General features: G+C 73.4%; 16 protein-coding genes. 8 read left to right on the top strand and 8 right to left on the bottom strand.

Annotation, left to right across the window (positions count from 1 at the left end):
* Nucleotides 1-69 precede the first annotated feature (69 nt).
* Nucleotides 70-849 carry a chaplin gene (locus V9U70_RS01610; RefSeq protein ID WP_336672593.1) on the top strand — a complete coding sequence of 260 codons (780 nt, stop codon included), beginning with the start codon at nt 70-72 and terminating at the stop codon, nt 847-849.
* Between the two features lie 71 nt (nt 850-920).
* On the opposite strand, the gene V9U70_RS01605 is transcribed toward V9U70_RS01610, so the two are convergent.
* Complete coding sequence (locus V9U70_RS01605) at nt 921-1,109, bottom strand: DUF5703 family protein (protein ID WP_006123409.1); 189 nt, start codon at nt 1,107-1,109, stop codon at nt 921-923.
* A 47-nt stretch (nt 1,110-1,156) separates the two neighbouring features.
* Here V9U70_RS01605 and V9U70_RS01600 point away from each other — a divergent pair, with 47 nt between their 5' ends.
* On the top strand, nt 1,157-1,819 hold the full coding sequence (locus V9U70_RS01600) for a hypothetical protein (protein WP_336672592.1): 663 nt from the start codon (nt 1,157-1,159) through the stop codon (nt 1,817-1,819).
* 44 nt (nt 1,820-1,863) lie between these two features.
* Here V9U70_RS01600 and V9U70_RS01595 read toward each other — a convergent pair whose 3' ends face one another.
* Both V9U70_RS01595 and V9U70_RS01590 read right to left on the bottom strand, forming a co-directional pair.
* Nucleotides 1,864-4,335, bottom strand: coding sequence for a helix-hairpin-helix domain-containing protein (locus V9U70_RS01595; protein WP_336672591.1), 2,472 nt, complete (start codon nt 4,333-4,335; stop codon nt 1,864-1,866).
* Nucleotides 4,332-5,315 carry an aldo/keto reductase gene (locus V9U70_RS01590; protein ID WP_336672590.1) on the bottom strand — a complete coding sequence of 328 codons (984 nt, stop codon included), beginning with the start codon at nt 5,313-5,315 and terminating at the stop codon, nt 4,332-4,334. The genes V9U70_RS01595 and V9U70_RS01590 overlap by 4 nt, the downstream gene beginning before the upstream one ends.
* Nucleotides 5,316-5,445: 130 nt before the next feature.
* On the opposite strand from V9U70_RS01590, the gene V9U70_RS01585 reads away from it, so the two are divergent.
* Both V9U70_RS01585 and V9U70_RS01580 read left to right on the top strand, forming a co-directional pair.
* Nucleotides 5,446-6,495, top strand: a complete 1,050-nt coding sequence (locus V9U70_RS01585) for an LLM class F420-dependent oxidoreductase (RefSeq protein WP_336672589.1) — start codon at nt 5,446-5,448, stop codon at nt 6,493-6,495.
* 222 nt (nt 6,496-6,717) lie between these two features.
* Nucleotides 6,718-7,506, top strand: a complete 789-nt coding sequence (locus V9U70_RS01580) for a ferritin-like domain-containing protein (protein WP_336672588.1) — start codon at nt 6,718-6,720, stop codon at nt 7,504-7,506.
* A gap of 41 nt (nt 7,507-7,547) precedes the next feature.
* On the opposite strand, the gene corA is transcribed toward V9U70_RS01580, so the two are convergent.
* Entirely contained in the window at nt 7,548-8,543 is a 996-nt protein-coding gene (gene corA / locus V9U70_RS01575; protein ID WP_336672587.1) for a magnesium/cobalt transporter CorA, read from the bottom strand.
* Between the two features lie 54 nt (nt 8,544-8,597).
* Between corA and V9U70_RS01570 the strand changes: the two genes are divergently transcribed.
* The 4 genes from V9U70_RS01570 (at nt 8,598) to mshC (ending at nt 12,162) form a co-directional block, all read left to right on the top strand.
* Nucleotides 8,598-9,320, top strand: a complete 723-nt coding sequence (locus V9U70_RS01570; protein ID WP_336672586.1) for an MSMEG_4193 family putative phosphomutase — start codon at nt 8,598-8,600, stop codon at nt 9,318-9,320.
* Between the two features lie 71 nt (nt 9,321-9,391).
* A complete protein-coding gene (locus V9U70_RS01565) occupies nt 9,392-9,982 on the top strand; it encodes a DUF3090 domain-containing protein (protein ID WP_336672585.1) in 591 nt (196 codons plus the stop codon).
* Nucleotides 9,946-10,812, top strand: coding sequence for an SCO1664 family protein (locus tag V9U70_RS01560; protein WP_336672584.1), 867 nt, complete (start codon nt 9,946-9,948; stop codon nt 10,810-10,812). The genes V9U70_RS01565 and V9U70_RS01560 overlap by 37 nt, the downstream gene beginning before the upstream one ends.
* A 120-nt stretch (nt 10,813-10,932) precedes the next feature.
* Complete coding sequence (mshC, locus tag V9U70_RS01555; RefSeq protein WP_336672583.1) at nt 10,933-12,162, top strand: cysteine--1-D-myo-inosityl 2-amino-2-deoxy-alpha-D-glucopyranoside ligase; 1,230 nt, start codon at nt 10,933-10,935, stop codon at nt 12,160-12,162.
* Nucleotides 12,163-12,393: 231 nt separating this feature from the next.
* Here the strand turns inward: mshC and V9U70_RS01550 are convergent, their stop codons facing one another.
* The 4 genes from V9U70_RS01550 to V9U70_RS01535 all read right to left on the bottom strand — a co-directional run bounded on the left by V9U70_RS01550 (nt 12,394) and on the right by V9U70_RS01535 (nt 17,698).
* Complete coding sequence (locus tag V9U70_RS01550) at nt 12,394-13,467, bottom strand: PAC2 family protein (protein ID WP_336672582.1); 1,074 nt, start codon at nt 13,465-13,467, stop codon at nt 12,394-12,396.
* Between the two features lie 226 nt (nt 13,468-13,693).
* Nucleotides 13,694-15,304 carry a glycerol-3-phosphate dehydrogenase/oxidase gene (locus V9U70_RS01545; RefSeq protein ID WP_336672581.1) on the bottom strand — a complete coding sequence of 537 codons (1,611 nt, stop codon included), beginning with the start codon at nt 15,302-15,304 and terminating at the stop codon, nt 13,694-13,696.
* A 15-nt stretch (nt 15,305-15,319) separates the two neighbouring features.
* Nucleotides 15,320-16,864 carry a glycerol kinase GlpK gene (glpK, locus tag V9U70_RS01540; protein ID WP_336672580.1) on the bottom strand — a complete coding sequence of 515 codons (1,545 nt, stop codon included), beginning with the start codon at nt 16,862-16,864 and terminating at the stop codon, nt 15,320-15,322.
* Nucleotides 16,865-16,906: 42 nt separating this feature from the next.
* A complete protein-coding gene (locus V9U70_RS01535; protein WP_336672579.1) occupies nt 16,907-17,698 on the bottom strand; it encodes an MIP/aquaporin family protein in 792 nt (263 codons plus the stop codon).
* Between the last annotated feature and the right edge of the window lie 356 nt (nt 17,699-18,054).

Genomic DNA, 18,054 nt, shown 5'->3' with positions numbered 1-18,054 from the left:
TTCGACATTCGGCTCCCGCACGGTCATGTCCGGGGGTTTTTCGGAAGGCAGAAGGCAGGAAACGAACCTATGCGACAGGTCACCCGTAAAGGCCTGATCACCATGGCCGCGGCGGGCGGAGTCCTCGCGCTCAGTGGCGGCTATGCCCACGCCGACGCCGGGGCGGCCGGCGCCGCGGCGGGCTCGCCGGGCGTGCTGTCCGGCAACTCGGTCCAGATCCCGATCGACATCCCGGTCAACGTCTGCGGCAACTCCGTCAGCGTCGGGGGGCTGCTCAATCCCACCAGCGGAAACGACTGCGGAAACGGATCAGCGCAATCCGGGCAGGCAGGCGACGCGTCCACCCGCACGGTCCCCGGTGACTCCGGTGACAGCGCCCAGCCGGGCGACACCACCGCGACGGACCGGCACACCGAGCCCGGCACCGGGCGTCACCGGGCCACGGGCGGCGGCGCCACGGCGGAAGGGGTCGCCCAGGGCTCGCCCGGCATCCTCTCCGGCAACAACGTCGCCGTGCCCATCGACATCCCGGTGAACGTCTGCGGGAACAGCCTCACCATCGGCGGCCTCCTGAACCCCGCCTTCGGCAACAGCTGCTCCAACGACGCCGAGCCGCCGCCCCCGCCGCCCGAGGAGCCGGAGGTCCCGCCGGTCACGCCCCCGACCCCGGTCACCCCGACGACGGAGCAGCCGCCCGAGCCGAACGACCCCGGGCCGCAGCTCCACCCGCAGGAGCAGCTCGCGCAGACCGGAGCGGGCGGGCTCGACCTGCTGCTTCCGGCCGGCGCCGGCCTGCTGCTGGCCGGCATGGGATCGGTTCTCTACCGCCGCACCCGCAGCGCCGCCTGAACCGCGACGCGCACCGGGAGGCGTAGGGCGAGAACGGGAGCGGGCCCCGCGGCTGCGGGGCCCGCTCGCCGTCACCAGGTGGCCCTCAGCTGACGGATGATCCGCCTGCGCAGCCGCACGCGGCGGCTGCCGTCCCGGCGCAACGTCAGGCGGTCCAGCTCCCAGTGCCCGTACTCGGCGTGGTCGGTCAGCAGTCGGGCCGCATCCTTGCGGGACACCCCGCGCGGCACGTACACGTCGATGAATTCGTATTCCGGCATCGCATCTATTGTGCGGGCAGCGCCCCGGTACGGATAGCGTCTGCACTATGTCTGATGCTGCGCAGCCCACCGCTGCCGAGGTACGTGCCGCCGCCGAAGCGGTCAAAGCCGCGATCGACCGTCACCTCGACGCGGTCGAACGCCGTACCGGGGACGACGACCCCGCCGTCTACGAAGCGTTCAACTCCCTTGCCGCTGCCGCCGAGGTCTACGACGAACTCCTCTACGACCGCCACGACGAGGTCACCCCCTTCGAGATCCCCGCCGCGGACGACTCCCTCCCGCCCTACGCCGGCCCCGCGGAGCCCAGTGCGCTCAGCGTCCTCATCCGGCGCGACTACGCGGTCGTGGAGCCTCCGCGTCTCCTCGCCCAGGCCCAGCGCCTGGCCGACCTCGACGCCGATCCGGGCGGCGGGGGCTCCGCCCCGGTGGTCGGGGCCAGCGTCCATGCCGCGCTCGGCGTGCTGTTCGGGGAGTACGAGCCGGACGAGATCGCGTCCCGGCACGTGGAGTTCGGTCTGGAGGAGGGCGACTCCACCCTCTGGGTCTCGGCCGGAGACGCGCTGCCGGAGCCGGGGGAGTGGCTCGCCGCCCCGTTCGAGGACGCCGACCCCGAGCTCGTGGTCTGCCGCTTCGACGTCAGCGCGGTCTTCGACGAGGAGGACGATCCGGACGAGGACCTCACCGGGCCGACCGCCTCCGGCCCCTGACCGCCGCCCCCGCTCGTCCCGTGCCCCACCGGTGAAGGGGCCTCTCAGGCCGTCGCACCGGGGGCCGGCCAGGCCTCCAGCAGCGCGCGCAGCCGGGTCGTCCGCTCCTGTGCCGGAACCTGCGCCACCGCCTGCGGGAGCGCTTGGTCCACCCCGTGCACCACGGACAGATGCCGCTCGCCCCGGCCGAAGGCGGTGTACACCCACGGCCGGCTCAGCCCCGGGGCGGCGTCGCCAGGCAGCACCACGACCGCGGCGGGCCAGCGCATTCCGGCCGCCTGGTGGGCGCTCAGGGCCCAGCCGTGCCGCACCGCCGACTCCACCCGCTCCCGGGGGACGACGACGGGGTCGCCGGAGCAGTCCAGACGCAGCCCCTCGGCGTCGGCCGAGCGCACCACACCGGGCACCGCGCGGCCGGGCGCGGGCACATGGACCACCCGGTCTCCCGGGTCGAAGCCGCCGAACCGCCCGGGGCCCGGGTTGAGCCGCTGCTTCAACGCCTCGTTCAGCACCCGGGTCCCGGCGGCTCCGCCATGGCCCACGGTGATCACCTGGGTCTCCTCCGCGGGGATGCCGAAGGCCCGGGGCACAGAGTCGGCGACCAGCTGCACGGTGCGGTGGACCGCCTCGCCCGCGTCGCGGACCGGGACGATCACCACCTCCTTGCCCGGGGCCTCGACCTGGTTCAGCTCGCCGATGCCGATGCCGGAGACCAGCTCGCCGATCGGGCCGGGGTCCGGGGTCCGGGAGACGACCTGCGGGCAGGCCCGGGCGGCCAGCACGTCCGCGAACACCCGGCCCGCGCCGGCCGAGCCCAGCACGCCGGGGTCGCCGCTCAGCACCAGCCGGGCCCCGTCGGGCAGCGCCTCGACCAGGACCGCCGCGCTCTCCACGTCCAGCTGGGGGGCGTCCAGCACGACCAGCAGGTCCAGGGCCAGGGCCCCGTCCTCGTCCCGGCCGGGGCCCTGGGCCCCGGACAGCAGCCCCGCCAGGGTGACCGCCGTGTCCGGATCGCCGGTGGCCGCGGCCAGCCGTCGGCGGCCGTCCTCGCTGTGGGTGGCGCCGAGGGCCCGCAGGCCCAGGCCGCGCGCCGCCGTGATCAGGGCCGCGGGCTCGGCCCGCGCCGCCTCGCCGCCGCTGTGCGCGACGAGCCCGGCCGCGGCGACGTCACGGATCAGCTCCGCGGCCGAGGGGGACGGGGTCGCGGCAGCCGCGTCCGCCAGGTCGGCGGCCTTCTCGCAGGCGTTCACCAGCCGGGCCAGGCCGTCGGCGAGGCTCTCCTCCGCCAGCGCGTAGCGCTCCAGGCCCAGCAGTACCTGGACCGGCTCCCGCGCGGCTCCGGCGTCCCGCGCGAGGTCCTCCGCGGGCGGCTCGCCCCCGTCGTCGTCCGTGCCGGCCGGCCCGGCGGGTTCGGCCTCTTCCTGGAAGACCAGGGCCGCCCCCTCCTCCACGGCGTCCCGCACCGCCGCTTCCGGGTCGCTGACGGCACGCTCGGCGAGCGCCGCCCGGACGGCCTCCGCGTCCAGCGCCGTGTGCCCCTGGAGGGCGGCGCGCTCCAGCAGCCAGCCGACCAGGGCCGCCGTCCTGCGTCCGTCGTCCGGGCCGCACCCGGCGCCCAGCAGCGCCCGCGCGAAGCCGTCGGCCTGCTCCGGGCGGACGCCCGGAGCGGCCAGCAGCTGCCAGGGGTCCGCGCGCAGGAGCTCGGCCGCCTGCTCGCCCAGGGCGTCGACGACCGGGCGGGCGAGCGTCTCGGGGGCCCCGCCCTCGGCGAGCACCGCCCGCACCGCCTGAGCGGCCTCGGGTGAGGCGCTCCGCGCCGCCGCGGCGGCTGCGGGCACGCCGGCCCGCGAGAGCGGCGCGGCGGCCGCCGGAGCCGCACGCCGGGGGGCGGGGGCAGGGGAGGGCGAGTCGAAGAACGCGGTGGCCGCCTTCTCGCCGCTCTCCACGGCGCGGACGGCCGCGAGCAGGTCGGCGGCCGTGCCACTCAGCTTCGCGCCTGCGGCGATGGGGCCGTCCTTCTCCGCCTTGCGCTTCTCGATCCGCTCCAGCAGTTCGCGCTGGGCGGCCAGCTCGGCCTCCGCCTCCGAGAGCTCGGCGGGGGCCGCCGTGCCGTCGGCGGCCGCGGTGTCCGGGGCGTCCGGGGGCTCTGTGGCGCCCGGGGTGTCCGGGGCGGGTGTCTCAGGGGTGTCGCCGCCGGAGGCCGCCGGGGCCTCACCGCCCTTCCCAGCGCCCTCCCCCGCACCGGCGTCCGTTCCGGGAGCGCCGTCGGCGTCGCTCTTAGCGGAGGCCTGTGCGCTCCGCGTCGCCCCCGCCCCGCCGGGCCCTTCCGCCGAGGGGCCCGCGGCGACGGACGTCTCCGTACCGGACGGCGCCCCGTCAGCCCCGGAGGCACTCACGGCCTCCGGGGCTTCGGCGTGCGCGGGGCCTTCGGCGGCGGCGTCCGGCTCTGGCGCGAGGCCGTCCGGCGCGTCCGTGCCGACGGTGCCGGGGGTCTCCCCCCGGGGAAGCGCAGTCACAGCGTGCTCCAGTCCTGGTCGGGATAGCGATGCACGGGCGCCGACACGTCGTCGAGCGCCTGGCAGATCTCGTAGGGAAGACTAAGCGCCTCCACTGACAAAGCCTCCGCCAGCTGTCCGGCGTTGCGCGCACCGACGATGGGCGCCGCCACTCCCGGCCGGTCCCGGACCCAGGCCAGGGCCACCTGGAGCGGACTGGTCGCCAGGCCGTCCGCCGCCGTCGCCACCGCGTCGGTGATGCGGGCCGCCGCGTCGTCGAGATAGGGCTCCACGAACGGGGCCAGCCGCTCGGACGCGCCCCGGGAGCCGGCCGGGGTGCCCGCGCGGTACTTGCCCGTCAGCACCCCGCGGCCCAGCGGCGAGGACGGCAGCAGCCCGATCCCGAGGTCCAGCGCGGCGGGCAGCACTTCGCGTTCGATGCCCCGCTGGAGCAGTGAGTACTCCATCTGCGTACTGGCGAGCCGGGTGCGCGCGCCGGGCGCGGCGAGCTGCCAGGTGGCGGCCTTGGCCAACTGCCAGCCGCAGAAGTTCGACACGCCCGCATAGCGGACGCGGCCGGAGGAGACGGCCAGGTCCACCGCCTGGAGCGTCTCCTCCAGCGGGGTCGCCGGGTCGAAGGCGTGGACCTGCCACAGATCCACGTGGTCCGTGCCGAGCCGCTCCAGGGACGCGTCAAGGGCGGCCAGCAGGTGCCCGCGTGACCCGTTGAGGCGGCGGTAGGGGTCGGGGACGTTGCCGGCCTTCGTGGCGACGACCAGATCCCGCCGGGGGACCAGGCGGTCCATGAGCCGCCCGAGCAGAGACTCCGCCTCGCCGCCCCCGTACACGTCGGCGGTGTCCACCAGGGTGCCGCCCGCGTCCCAGAAGGCCTTGAGCTGGTCGGCGGCGTCGTGCTCGTCCGTGTCCCCGCCCCAGGTGAGGGTGCCGAGCCCGATCCGGGACACGCGAAGGCCGGTGCGGCCGAGATGCCTCTGCTCCATGGGCGCTGAGATTACTGGCCGACGTCCCGCCCGGGGGAAGCCTGTGGACAACCTCCGGGCCTGCCGGATCTCCTTCACGCGCGCTAGAGTCCGCGGAAAGAGACGTTACTGAGCAGTAAGGAGAGCGGTTATGCGGCTCGGCATCAATCTCGGTTACTGGGGCGCCGGCATGGACGGCGACAACCTCGCCGTCGCGCAGGAGGCCGACCGGCTCGGCTACGACGTCTGCTGGGCGGCCGAGGCGTATGGCTCCGACGCCCCGACCGTGCTGACCTGGGTCGCGGCGCAGACCGAGTCCATCGACGTCGGTTCAGCGATCATGCAGATCCCGGCCCGCCAGCCCACCATGACGGCGATGACGGCCGCCACCCTCGACTCGCTGTCCGGCGGGCGCTTCAGGCTCGGCCTCGGGGTCTCCGGCCCGCAGGTCTCCGAGGGCTGGTACGGCGTGAAGTTCGACAAGCCGCTGGCCCGCACCCGGGAGTACGTGGAGATCGTCCGCACGGCGATGACCCGGGAGCGCGTGTCGTACGAGGGAGCCCACTGGACGCTGCCGCTGCCCGGCGGACCGGGCAAGCCGATCAAGCTCACCGTGCACCCGCAGCGTGAGCACATCCCGCTCTACATCGCGGCCATCGGCCCCAAGAACCTGGAACAGACCGGCGAGATCGCCGACGGCGCCCTGCTGATCTTCCCCTCCGCCGAGCACCTGGAGGACACCGCGATCACGCACCTGCGCGCTGGCCGGGAGAAGGCCGGGAAGACCATGGAGGGCTTCGACGTCAGCCCGACGCTGCCGCTCGCCGTCGGCGACGACGTCAACGGCCTGGCCGACATGTTCCGTCCCTACACCGCCCTGTACGTCGGCGGCATGGGCAGCCGCAAGCAGAACTTCTACAACCAGCTCGCCGGACGCATGGGCTACGAGCGGGAAGCCGCCGAGATCCAGGAGGCCTACCTCTCCGGCGACAAGAGCGGCGCGGCCGCCGCCGTGCCGCACCGGCTGATCGACCAGACCGCGCTGCTCGGCCCCGTCGAGCGCGTCGCGGACCGGATGCAGGCTTACGCCGCCGCCGGGGTCACCACGCTCAACCTCTCCCCGGCCGGCTTCACCCTGGAGGAGCGGATCGCCGCCCTGCGCGCGGGCACGGACGCCCTGGAGCGCTCCGGGCTCGCCTGAGGGGCCTCGGACAGCACTACGGCCGTGGTGGGGGCTCGGGGGCCCTCCCCGCCACGGCCGTCACCCGGGACAACGCGGCGTACGCCCAGGGGTTACGGCGGATCGCGGGGCGCCGCCCGTCCCGCTCCGGTTGCCGACCCCTCCGCGGCGCACTTGACTCTCCCGTGCGGAATGCCGCTCCGCGGGGCCCCGCTCCGCGGGCACCGGTGCGGAGGTGGCCTCATGCTCTCAGCGAAAAGCCTGTTCCAGGAGATCCTCGACGACGACGAGGCCTACCGGCTCTTCTGCTCCATCGCCGCGGGCGGGGAGGCCCAGGGCGGCTGGGAGAACGCCCGCATCGCCGCCCTCGCCCCCGAGAGCCTCCGTGACCTCGTGCCCCGGATCGTCCGGCACGGCGCCGACGAGGACAAGCACGGCCGGATCTTCAACGCCCTCCTCAAGAAGCGCGGCCTCCAGCCGGTGCGGGTCCCGCCGGAGGCCGACTACACCATGCTCCTGGAACAGCAGGGCATCGGCCTCGCCCACTCCCGGCTGCGCGGAGAGACGCGCCTGACCGAGCGTGACGTCATCACCTACCTGGCCCACAGCCGGGTCACAGAGCAGCGAGCCTCCGAACAGATGCGGCTGCTGTGCCGGCACTTCGCCGGCCACCGGGACATCGGCCGCGCGGTGCGGATGATCTCCCACGACGAGGACGGCCACCTCGCCTACTGCCACGAGGAACTGCTCCGCCTCGCCCGGGCCGGACACGGCAGGACCGTCCAGCGCGCCCTGCGCGAGTGCGCCCTGGCGGAGGTCGGCGTCTACCGTGACGTCAGCCTCGCCGTGACGGCCGCCATGGGACGCCTCCTCGGCTGGTCCCGCCCGAAGACCGCGGCGCTCGCGGCGGGCGTCCACGCGGTGTACGCGTACGAGCGCCTCATCGGCTGGCGGCGCATGGTGAGCCTGCGGACGCCCCGGCGGCGCGATCCGCTCGGTGGCCCCGCGACGCCGGAGCGCGAGTACGTCTGAGGGGCCGGGGCCCGCGCCCCGGTGCGTCGCACGCGGCCCGGTCAGAGCCAGCCGCGCCGCTTGAACAGCCGGTACAGGCCGTACACCGCGAGGCCCATCAACGCGACCACCGTCGGGTACGTCCACTCCCAGTGCAGCTCGGGCATGTGGTCGAAGTTCATGCCGTAGACGCCCGCCACCATCGTCGGGACCGCGGCCATCGCCGCCCAGGCCGAGATCTTGCGCATGTCGTCGTTCTGCCGCACGCCCATCTGCGCCAGATGCGCGGAGAGGATGTCGGAGAGCAGCCGGTCCAGCCCCTCCACCTGCTCGTAGGCGCGGGTGAGGTGGTCGGCCACGTCCCGGAAGAAGGGCTGCGCGTGGTCATGGACGAACGGCACCCCCGCCCCGGCGAGCCGCGCCATCGGAGCCGCCAGCGGGCCGGCCGCCCTGCGGAACTCCAGCACCTGCCGCTTGAAGGTGTAGATCCGGGCCGCGGTGTTCTTCGAGTCGCCCGATCCGGCCGGGGCGAAGACCTGTGTCTCCAGCTCCTCCAGGTCGACCTGGAGCTCCCCCGCCACGTCGATGTAGTGGTCCACGACGGCGTCGCTCACCGCGTACAGGACGGAGGTCGGGCCGTGCTTCAGCACCTCCGGCTCCGCCTCCAGACGGCGGCGCACGGCGGCCAGCGGAGCGCTCTCGCCGTGCCGGACCGTCACCACGAAGGAGTCGCCTATGAAGACCATCAGCTCGTCGGCGCTGACCGTGTCGCTCTCCGGCTCGTAGACGATCGGCTTGATCACCGCGAACAGTGAGTCGTCGTACACCTCCAGTTTGGGCCGTTGATGCGCGCGCAGCGCGTCCTCCACCGCCAGCGGGTGCAGCCCGAACTCCTCGCGCACGAGGTCGAACTCCCGCTCCGTCGGCTCATGCAGCCCGATCCACAAAAACGCGTCCAGCGAGGTCCGCGCCTCGGTGAGGGCCTGGGAGAAGTCTTCGGGCCGCTCGATGCGGCGCCCGTCCCGGTAAATGGCACAGTCCACGATCACGGCGGGCATTCTTCCCCCTGACCGGCCCTTGTGCACCTCCACCGTCCCTCTAGGGTTGCGCCTATGCCCACGCTGATCCTCGTCCGCCACGGACGTTCCACCGCCAACACCGCCGGAGTGCTCGCGGGCCGCACCCCCGGCGTCCTCCTCGACGAACGCGGAGCCGGCCAGGCCGCGGCCCTCCCCGCCCGGCTCCGCGCCCTCGACCCGGTCCTCGCCGTCACCAGCCCCCTGGAGCGCTGCCGGCTCACTCTCCAGCCGCTGCTCGAGGACCGCCCGGGCCTGGAGCTGCACACGGAGGAGCGTGTCAACGAGTGCGACTACGGTGACTGGACGGGGCGGAAACTGGCCGAACTCGCCGACGAGCCCCTGATGTCCGTCGTCCAGCGGCACCCCTCCGCGGCCGCCTTCCCCGGCGGGGAGTCCATGCGCGCGATGCAGGCCCGCGCGGTGGACGCCGTCCGCGACTGGAACGGCCGTGTCGAGGCCGAGCACGGTGAGGACGCGACGTATGTGATGTGCTCGCACGGCGACATCATCAAGTCCCTCGTCGCCGATGCCCTCGGCATGCACCTCGACCTCTTCCAGCGCGTCCAGGCCGACCCCTGCTCGGTCACCGCGATCCGCTACACCCGCCTGCGTCCGTTCCTGCTGCGTCTCGGGGACACCGGCGACCTCGCCTCCCTGGCCCCCCGCGCGTCGGACGCCCCGGCGGACGCCGACGCCTCCGCGACGGGCGGCGGAACGCCGGACGCGACGGTCGGCGGCGGCGCGGGCGCGCCGTGATCGATCCGGGCAGTAGGGTGGACGCGCCGTAGCGCCCCCCGACCACCACCGATTCTCTTAGGGAGCAGGACGTGTCCCGTCAGGTGTTCCTCTACGACCCGCCGGACCGATTCGTGGCCGGTACGGTCGGGTTGCCTGGCCGCCGTACGTTTTTCCTGCAGGCGTCCTCCCAGGGCCGGGTCACCAGCGTGGCCCTGGAGAAGGCCCAGGTCGCCGCTCTCGCCGAGCGGATCGACGAACTGCTCGACGAGGTCGTACGCCGCACCGGCGGCAACTCCCCGGTGCCCGCCGTGGCGCCCACCGACGTCACCGACACCGCCCCGCTGGACGTCCCCGTCGAGGAGGAGTTCCGGGTCGGCACCATGGCGCTCGCCTGGGACGGCGAGGAACAGCGGATGATCGTCGAGGCGCAGGCCCTCGTCGAGCTGGACGCCGACTCGGAGGACGACCTCGCGGAGGCCGAGGAACAGCTCCTCCAGGACGAGGAGAACGGCCCGCCGATGCTCCGCGTCCGGCTCAGCGGGGCTCAGGCCCGCGCCTTCGCCAAACGCGCCCTGGACGTCGTCAACGCCGGGCGCCCGCCGTGCCCGCTGTGCAGCCTGCCGCTCGATCCGGAAGGACACGTATGCCCGCGCCAGAACGGATACCGTCGCGGAGCCTGACCGACGCCGAGCTGCTCACCCTGCTCACGAAGGGCACGCTCACCGTGGTCGGGCAGGTCGGCGGAGCCTCCAACGCGGTGCTGCACTGCACGGTCGCGTACGAGGGCGAGGAGCGCGCCTGCGCCTACAAGCCCGTGGCCGGGGAGCAGCCGCTGTGGGACTTCCCCGACGGCACCCTCGCCCAGCGCGAGGTCGCGGCCTACGAGATCTCCCGGGCGACCGGATGGGACCTCGTGCCGCCCACGGTGCTGCGGGACGGTCCCTACGGCGGCGGCATGTGCCAGCTCTGGATCGACGCGCCCGACCCCGCCGACGCGCTGACCGGCCGGCCGGCCGCGGACGGCGAACCCCCGCTGCTGGCGCTCGTCGAGGGCGAGGAGCCGGGCGACGGCTGGAAGGCCGTGGGCTTCGCGGACGTGGGGGAGGGCCGGACCGCGCTGCTGGTGCACGCGGACGACCCCCGGCTGCGGAGGCTGGCGGTCCTGGACGCGGTGATCAACAACGGGGACCGCAAGGGCGGACACCTGCTCCCGGCCCCCGGCGGACGGCTCTACGGCATCGACCACGGGGTGACCTTCAACGCGCAGGACAAGCTGCGCACCCTGCTGTGGGGCTGGGCGGGAGAGCCGCTGACCGCCGAGGCGCTCGGGGTCCTGGGCCGGCTCGCCGCGGAGCTGGAGCCGGGGACCGCCCTCGTCACCCGGATGGCGCAGCTCATCACCGAGGTGGAGCTGGACGCCTTGCGGCAGCGTGTCGCCGCGCTGGTCGAGAGCGGGACGCACCCGCGGCCGAGCGGGCAGTGGCCGCCGATCCCCTGGCCGCCGGTGTAGGACGCGGGGAGCGTGGCGTGCCGCTGTACCCCCTCGCGGGGGTGCACGCAAGAAGGCGCCTTCGGACAGGTTTCCGGGTCCGGTTCGTATCCGGAAGCGTCGTCCGGTTACGCTCAGGGCATGCATGCCTGGCCCGCTTCTGAGGTCCCCGCCCTGCCTGGCAAGGGCCGCGACCTCCGAATCCACGACACCGCGACCGGCGGACGGATCACCCTTGCCCCCGGTCCCGTCGCCCGCATCTACGTCTGCGGCATCACGCCGTACGACGCGACCCACATGGGTCATGCGGCGACCTACAACGCGTTCGACCTCGTTCAGCGCGTGTGGCTCGACACCAAGCGGCAGGTTCACTACGTCCAGAACGTGACCGACGTGGACGATCCGCTGCTGGAGCGGGCCGTGCGCGACGGTCAGGACTGGACCCGGCTCGCGGAGCGCGAGACGGCCCTCTTCCGCGAGGACATGACCGCACTGCGGATGCTGCCCCCGCGGCACTACATCGGCGCGGTCGAGGCGATACCGGGCATCGTGCCCCTCGTCGAACGCCTCCGGGACGCGGGCGCCGCCTACGTCCTGGACGGCGACACCTACTTCTCCGTCGACGCCGACCCGCACTTCGGCGACGTCTCCGGCCTCGACGCGGAGGCGATGCGCCTGCTCTCCGCCGAACGCGGCGGCGATCCGGAGCGCCCCGGGAAGAAGAACCCCCTCGACCCGATGCTCTGGATGGCCGCCCGCCCGGGCGAGCCCAGCTGGGACGGGGCCTCTCTCGGCGAGGGCCGGCCCGGCTGGCACATCGAGTGCGTCGCCATCGCGCTCGACCACCTCGGCATGGGCTTCGACATCCAGGGCGGCGGCTCCGACCTGGCCTTCCCGCATCACGAGATGGGCGCGTCCCACGCCCAGGCGCTGACCGGCGAGCACCCGTTCGCCAAGGCGTACGTCCACGCCGGCATGGTCGGCCTCGACGGCGAGAAGATGTCCAAGTCCCGCGGCAACCTGGTCTTCGTCTCTGCCCTGCGCCGCGACGGCGTGGACCCGGCGGCCCTGCGGCTAGCCCTGCTCTCCCGGCACTACCGCTCCGACTGGGAGTGGACCGACCAGGTGCTCGCCGACGCCGTGGAGCGCCTCGCACGCTGGCGCGCCGCCGTCTCGCGCCCGGACGGGCCCTCCGCCGACGCGCTGCTCGAGGAGATCCGCGAGGCCCTCTCCGACGACCTGGACAGCCCGGCCGCGCTGGCGGCCGTGGACCGCTGGGCCGAGCTCCAGAGCGCCGAAGGCGGTACGGACGAGGGTGCGCCGGGCCTGGTGTCGCGTTCGGTCGACGCCCTGCTCGGAGTGGCGCTGTAGAACCGGGCACCGCTCCGGGGCCCGCTCGGACCACGGGGACCGGCCCCGGACTTCTCGACGAAGTCCGGGGCCGGTCTTCTGTGTGACGCTCCTCACGGTCTACCGCTCGCTCTGGGAGCCGACCCTGCGGCAGGGCCCCCGGGGGGGGCGGCCGTGCGGGGGAGCGGGCAGGGCTTCGCGCGGGGCGGTGCCCCGCGCGTGGCCCCGCCGGGGGTGACGCGGCCGGCCCGGTCAGTCCTCCTCGGACGCGTCTCCGGACGAGGCGTCAGGGCCCTTGTCCTCGCCCGTTCTTTTGTCTCCGCCCGCTCCGCTGCCGCCGTCGGCGTTCCCCGTCCCGGTGGGTCCGCTCGGGCCGGGCTCCGGCCGCTGCGGCTTCGGCGGCCGGGTACGGCCGCTCGTGGGGTCCCGCAGATACGGGACGTCCCCGCTCTCCGTGGCGTGGCCGCCGGGCCCCTGGCCTGGGCCGCCGTCCCGCCGCCGCAGATACCGCTCGAACTCCCTGGCGATGGCCTCGCCGGACGCCTCCGGGAGTTCCGCGGTGTCCCGCGCCTCCTCCAGCGTCTGGACGTACTCCGCGACCTCGCTGTCCTCCGAGGCCAGCTGGTCCACGCCGAGCTGCCAGGCCCGCGCGTCCTCGGGCAGTTCGCCCAGCGGGATGCGCAGCCCGATCAGATCCTCCAGCCGGTTCAGCAGGGCCAGCGTCGCCTTCGGGTTCGGGGGCTGCGACACGTAGTGCGGTACCGCCGCCCACAGGCTCACCGCGGGCACCCCGGCGTGCGTGCACGCCTCCTGGAGGACGCCGACGATGCCCGTGGGGCCCTCGTACCGCGTCTCCTCCAGGTCCATCGTGCGCGCCAGGTCCGCGTCGGAGGTCACCCCGCTCACCGGCACCGGCCGGGTGTGCGGGGTGTCTCCGAGCAGCGCGCCGAGGATGACGACCATCTCGACGCCCAGCTCGTGGGCGAAGCCGAGGATCTCGTTGCAGAACGAGCGCCAGCGCATCGACGGTTCGATGCCGCGCACCAGGACCAGGTCGCGGGGCTTGTCCCCGCCCACGCGCACCACGGAGAGGCGGGTCGTCGGCCAGGTGATCTTCCGCACCCCGCCCTCCAGCCACACCGTGGGCCGGTTGACCTGGAAGTCGTAGTAGTCCTCTGCGTCCAGCGCCGCGAACACCTCGCCCTTCCACTCCCGGTCCAGATGGCCGACCGCTGTGGAGGCGGCGTCCCCGGCGTCGTTCCAGCCCTCGAACGCGGCCACCATGACCGGGTCGATCAGCTCGGGCACCGACTCGAGCTCGATCACCCGGGCCTCCTTCCGATGTCTCCATACGTACGGAGCAACCTTACGGCTTCACAGCCCGGCCCCCGCAGTCCTCTTGCACGGCCGGGTGAACCCTGCCACCGTGTGCGGATCACGGGCCCGATCCGTGCTTCCGCACGACGCGCCGCGCCCGGCGACGGCCGGACGCGCGCACGCCGAAGGGGGCGGCCCCCGGCCGGGAGCCGCCCCCTTCCTCGTCCCGCGGGGGTCAGCCCCGGTCGGCCAGCAGCTTCTCGACGCCGTCGCGGACGTCGTCCGTCGCCAGGCCCCGGATCGTCAGCGTCGTCCGGCGGCGCAGCACGTCGTCGGCCGTCTCGGCCCACTCGTGGTCGCGGGCGTAGGCGACCTGGGCCCAGATCTCCGGAGCGTCCGGGTGGACCCGTTCGGCCAGCTCCGGGCTCTCGTTGGCCAGGCGGGCGATGTCGAAGGCGAGCGACCCGTAGTGCGTGGCCAGGTGCCGGGCGGTGTCCGGCGCCATCCGGGGGCCGGGGGCGGGGCCGTCGACCAGCAGCCGGTGCGCGACCGCGTTCGGGTTGGCGATCCCGGGCAGCGGCAGCTTCCTCGGGAGCCGGGACATCGGCTCCATGTCCTCCGCCAGCGGGCGCCCCGGCAGGGCGGCCAGCTTGTTCATCACCGTGCGGCCGATGTGGCGGAACGTCGTCCACTTCCCGCCGGCGACCGACAGCATCCCGCCGCGCCCCTCCGTCACGACGGTCTCGCGCTTGGCCTTGGAGGTGTCGCCGGGCCCGCCCGGCAGCACCCGAAGACCCGCGAAGGAGTACGTGATCAGATCCCGGGACAGCTGCTGGTCCTTGATCGAGAACGCCGCCTCGCCCAGGATCTGCGCGGTGTCCGCCTCGGTCACCGCGACATCGGCCGGGTCGCCCTCGTACTCCTCGTCCGTCGTGCCGAGGAGCAGCATGTCCTCCCACGGCAGGGCGAAGGTGATCCGGTACTTGTCGATCGGGGTGGCCAGCGCAGCCCGCCACGGGCGGGTCCGCTTGAGGACCAGGTGCGCACCCTTGGACAGCCGTATGGAGGGGGCCGCGTTGGGGTCCTCCATCGTCCGCAGGTGGTCGACCCACGGCCCGGTCGCGTTCAGGACGAGCCGGGCGGTGACGCCGAACTCGGTGCCGTCCGCGCCGTCCTTCAGGTCGGCGCCCGTGACCCGGCCCCGGGTGAAGCGGAGGCCGGTGACGGCCGCGTGGTTGAGCACGACGGCACCGGCGTCGACGGCCGCACGGACGGTCATCAGCGCCATCCGGGCGTCGTTCATCTGGTCGTCGCCGTAGACCGCGACGGCCTTCAGGCCGTCCGTGCGTAGCTCGGGCACGTCACGCTGCGCCTTGGCCGGGCTGATCACATGGCCGACCCCGTCCCCGAACGCGGAGAGCGCCGAGTAGGCGAAGACGCCCGCGCCGAGCTTGGCCGCGCCGTGCGGGCCGCCCTTGTAGACGGGCAGGTAGAAGGTGAGCGGGTTGGCCAGGTGCGGGGCCACCTCGCGGGAGACCGCGCGGCGCTCGAAGTGGTTCTCCGCGACCAGCTTCACAGCGCCGGTCTGGAGGTAGCGCAGACCGCCGTGGAGCAGCTTGGACGAGGCGGAGGAGGTGGCGCCGGCGAAGTCACCGGCGTCCACCAGAGCCACCCGCAGCCCGGACTGCGCGGCATGCCAGGCGGTGGAGATGCCCAGGATGCCGCCGCCGATGACCAGGAGGTCGTACGTCGCCCGGGACAGCTGCTCCCGGGTTTCGGCGCGGCTCGGCAGGGAGCCGGAGGCCGGGTGCGTTCCGAGGGCGGGAACGCTCTGCAGGGTGGTCATGGTGAATGCTCCTCGTCAGCTTTCTTCGTCCTCGATCCAGCCCATGGTCCGTTCGACGGCCTTGAGCCAGCTCTTGTACTCGCGGGCACGGGTGTCCGCGTCCATGCGGGGGGTCCACTCGGCCGCACGGCGCCAGTTGGCGCGCAGTGCGTCGGTGTCCGGCCAGAAGCCGACGGCGAGGCCGGCGGCGTAGGCCGCGCCGAGGCAGGTGGTCTCGGCGACCATGGGGCGCACCACGGGTGCGTCCAGGAAGTCGGAGAGCGTCTGCATCAGCAGGTTGTTGGACGTCATGCCGCCGTCGACCTTGAGGGCGGCCAGTTCGACGCCGGAGTCCTTCGTCATGGCGTCGCTGATCTCGCGGGTCTGCCAGGCGGTGGCCTCCAGGACGGCACGGGCGATGTGCGCCTTGGTGACGTAACGGGTGAGGCCGGCGATGACGCCGCGGGCGTCGGGGCGCCAGTAGGGAGCGAACAGTCCGGAGAAGGCGGGCACGAAGTAGGCTCCGCCGTTGTCCTCCACCGAGGAGGCCAGCGTCTCGATCTCGGCGGCCGACTTGATCAGGCCCATCTGGTCGCGCATCCACTGCACCAGCGAACCGGTGACCGCGATGGAGCCCTCCAGCGCGTACACCGGGGGCTTGTCGCCGATCTGGTAGCCGACGGTGGTCAGCAGTCCGTTGTACGAGTTCACCGGCGTGGAGCCGGTGTTCATCAGCATGAAGGTGCCGGTGCCGTACGTGGACTTGGCCTCGCCCTCGGCGAAACAGGTCTGGCCGAACAGGGCCGCCTGCTGGTCGCCCAGCGCCGAGGCGACCGGCACGCCGTCCAGCACGCCGCCCTTGGCGTGGCCGTAGACCTCGGCGGAGGAACGGATCTCGGGGAGCACCGCGGCGGGGATGTCGATGGAGGAGAGGATCTTCTCGTCCCACGCCATGGTGTGCAGGTTCATCAGGAGGGTGCGCGAGGCGTTGGTGACGTCGGTCACGTGCACCCCGCCGTCCGTGCCGCCGGTCAGGTTCCAGATGACCCAGGAGTCCATGGTGCCGAAGAGGATGTCGCCGCGCTCGGCCCGCTCGCGCAGCCCCTCGACGTTGTCGAGCAGCCAGCGGACCTTGGGGCCGGCGAAGTACGAGGCGAGCGGCAGCCCGGTCTCGCGGCGGAACCGGTCCTGGCCCACGTTGCGGCCGAGCTCCTTGCAGAGCCCGTCGGTGCGGGTGTCCTGCCAGACGAGGGCGTTGTGGACCGGCTCACCGGTGTTCTTGTCCCACAGGAGCGTGGTCTCACGCTGGTTGGTGATGCCGATCGCCTTGACGTCGGCGGAGGTGATCCCCGCCTTGACGATGGCCCCGGCGACGACCTCCTGGACGTTCTCCCAGATCTCCCGCGCGTCGTGCTCGACCCAGCCCGGCTTCGGGAAGATCTGCTCGTGCTCCTTCTGGTCGACGGAGACGATCCGGCCGTCCTTGTCGAAGACGATGCAGCGGCTGGAGGTGGTGCCCTGGTCGATGGCGGCGATGAACGGCCCGCTGCCGTGGGTGCCGGTGGTGTGTGCGTCGGTCACGGTGTGCTCCCGGAAGTCAGTGCGGTGGTGAAGGGTGGCGGGCTAGGCGAAGGCGAGGTTGTAGAGCCCGCCGGCGAGGGCGCCGCCGATGAGCGGCCCCACTACGGGTACCCAGGCATAACCCCAGTCCGAACCGCCCTTGTTCGGCAGCGGCAGCAGCGCGTGCACGATGCGCGGGCCGAGGTCGCGGACCGGGTTGATCGCGTAGCCGGTCGGCCCGCCGAGCGAGAGGCCGATGCTGACGACGACCAGCGCGGTGATCAGTGCGCCGAGCGTGCCGAGGCCGTTGCCCGCGTCGTTCAGGCCCTGGGTCAGGATGGCCAGCACCAGCACGACGGTCGCGATGACCTCGGTGAGGACGTTCTGCACCGCGTTGCGGATCTCGGGGCCGGTGGAGAAGACACCGAGCACCGGGCCCGCCTGGGGGGCCGCCTTCTGGTCGACCATGCCGTCGTCGACGGGCTGCAGGTCGACGATCTCCGGATCGGTGAGGTGGGCGCGGAACTGCCCGTAGTACACCGCCCAGACCAGCACCGCGCCGATCATCGCACCGAACAACTGGGAGACGAGGTAGAGCGGTACGTCGCCCCACTCGGTGCCGCCCTGGATCGCGAGGCCCAGCGTGACGGCCGGGTTCAGGTGGGCGCCCGATACGCCGCCGGCCAGGTAGGCGCCGGTGAGCACCGCGAAACCCCACCCGAAGGTGATGGCCAGCCAGCCCGCGTCGCGGGCCTTCGAGTGCTTCAGTGTGACGGCGGCTACGACACCGGCGCCGAGCAGGATGAGTATGGCGGTACCGATGGTCTCGCCGATGAAAATGTCGGAGCTGGACACCCGCGACTCCTTTGTCCTTCGTCCAGGGGGGAACGGACCACCGGTTCCGTCCGGTGGCCCGCGCCCCAGATGGGTATCCACGCTGCGTGGGCGACCCACCTGTAAGGGCTTGACCGGCCCTAGGCACTGTCACACCCTAACGCTTATTGCCGTTAGGCGTTCGACAATGCCGACCGTTGAACGGCAGTGTTTCCCCGGAATGAAGGAAGCGTCAAGGGTTGTGTGGCGCAGGACTCAGGGCGCGACGCGATCGTTACCCCCATGCGCCCGGCGCCGGCGGACGGTGAGCCGGCTCACACGCTCAGGTCTTCGGGTCGAGGCCCGGACCCGGGGTGCGCCATGGGGCCGGGCCGCGG

Source organism: Streptomyces pratensis (assembly GCF_037137275.1).
In the GTDB taxonomy this organism is placed as follows: Bacteria; Actinomycetota; Actinomycetes; order Streptomycetales; family Streptomycetaceae; genus Streptomyces; species Streptomyces pratensis_B.
The sequence above is the reverse complement of the archived record's forward strand: the minus strand, read 5'-3'. Positions and strand labels throughout refer to the sequence as shown.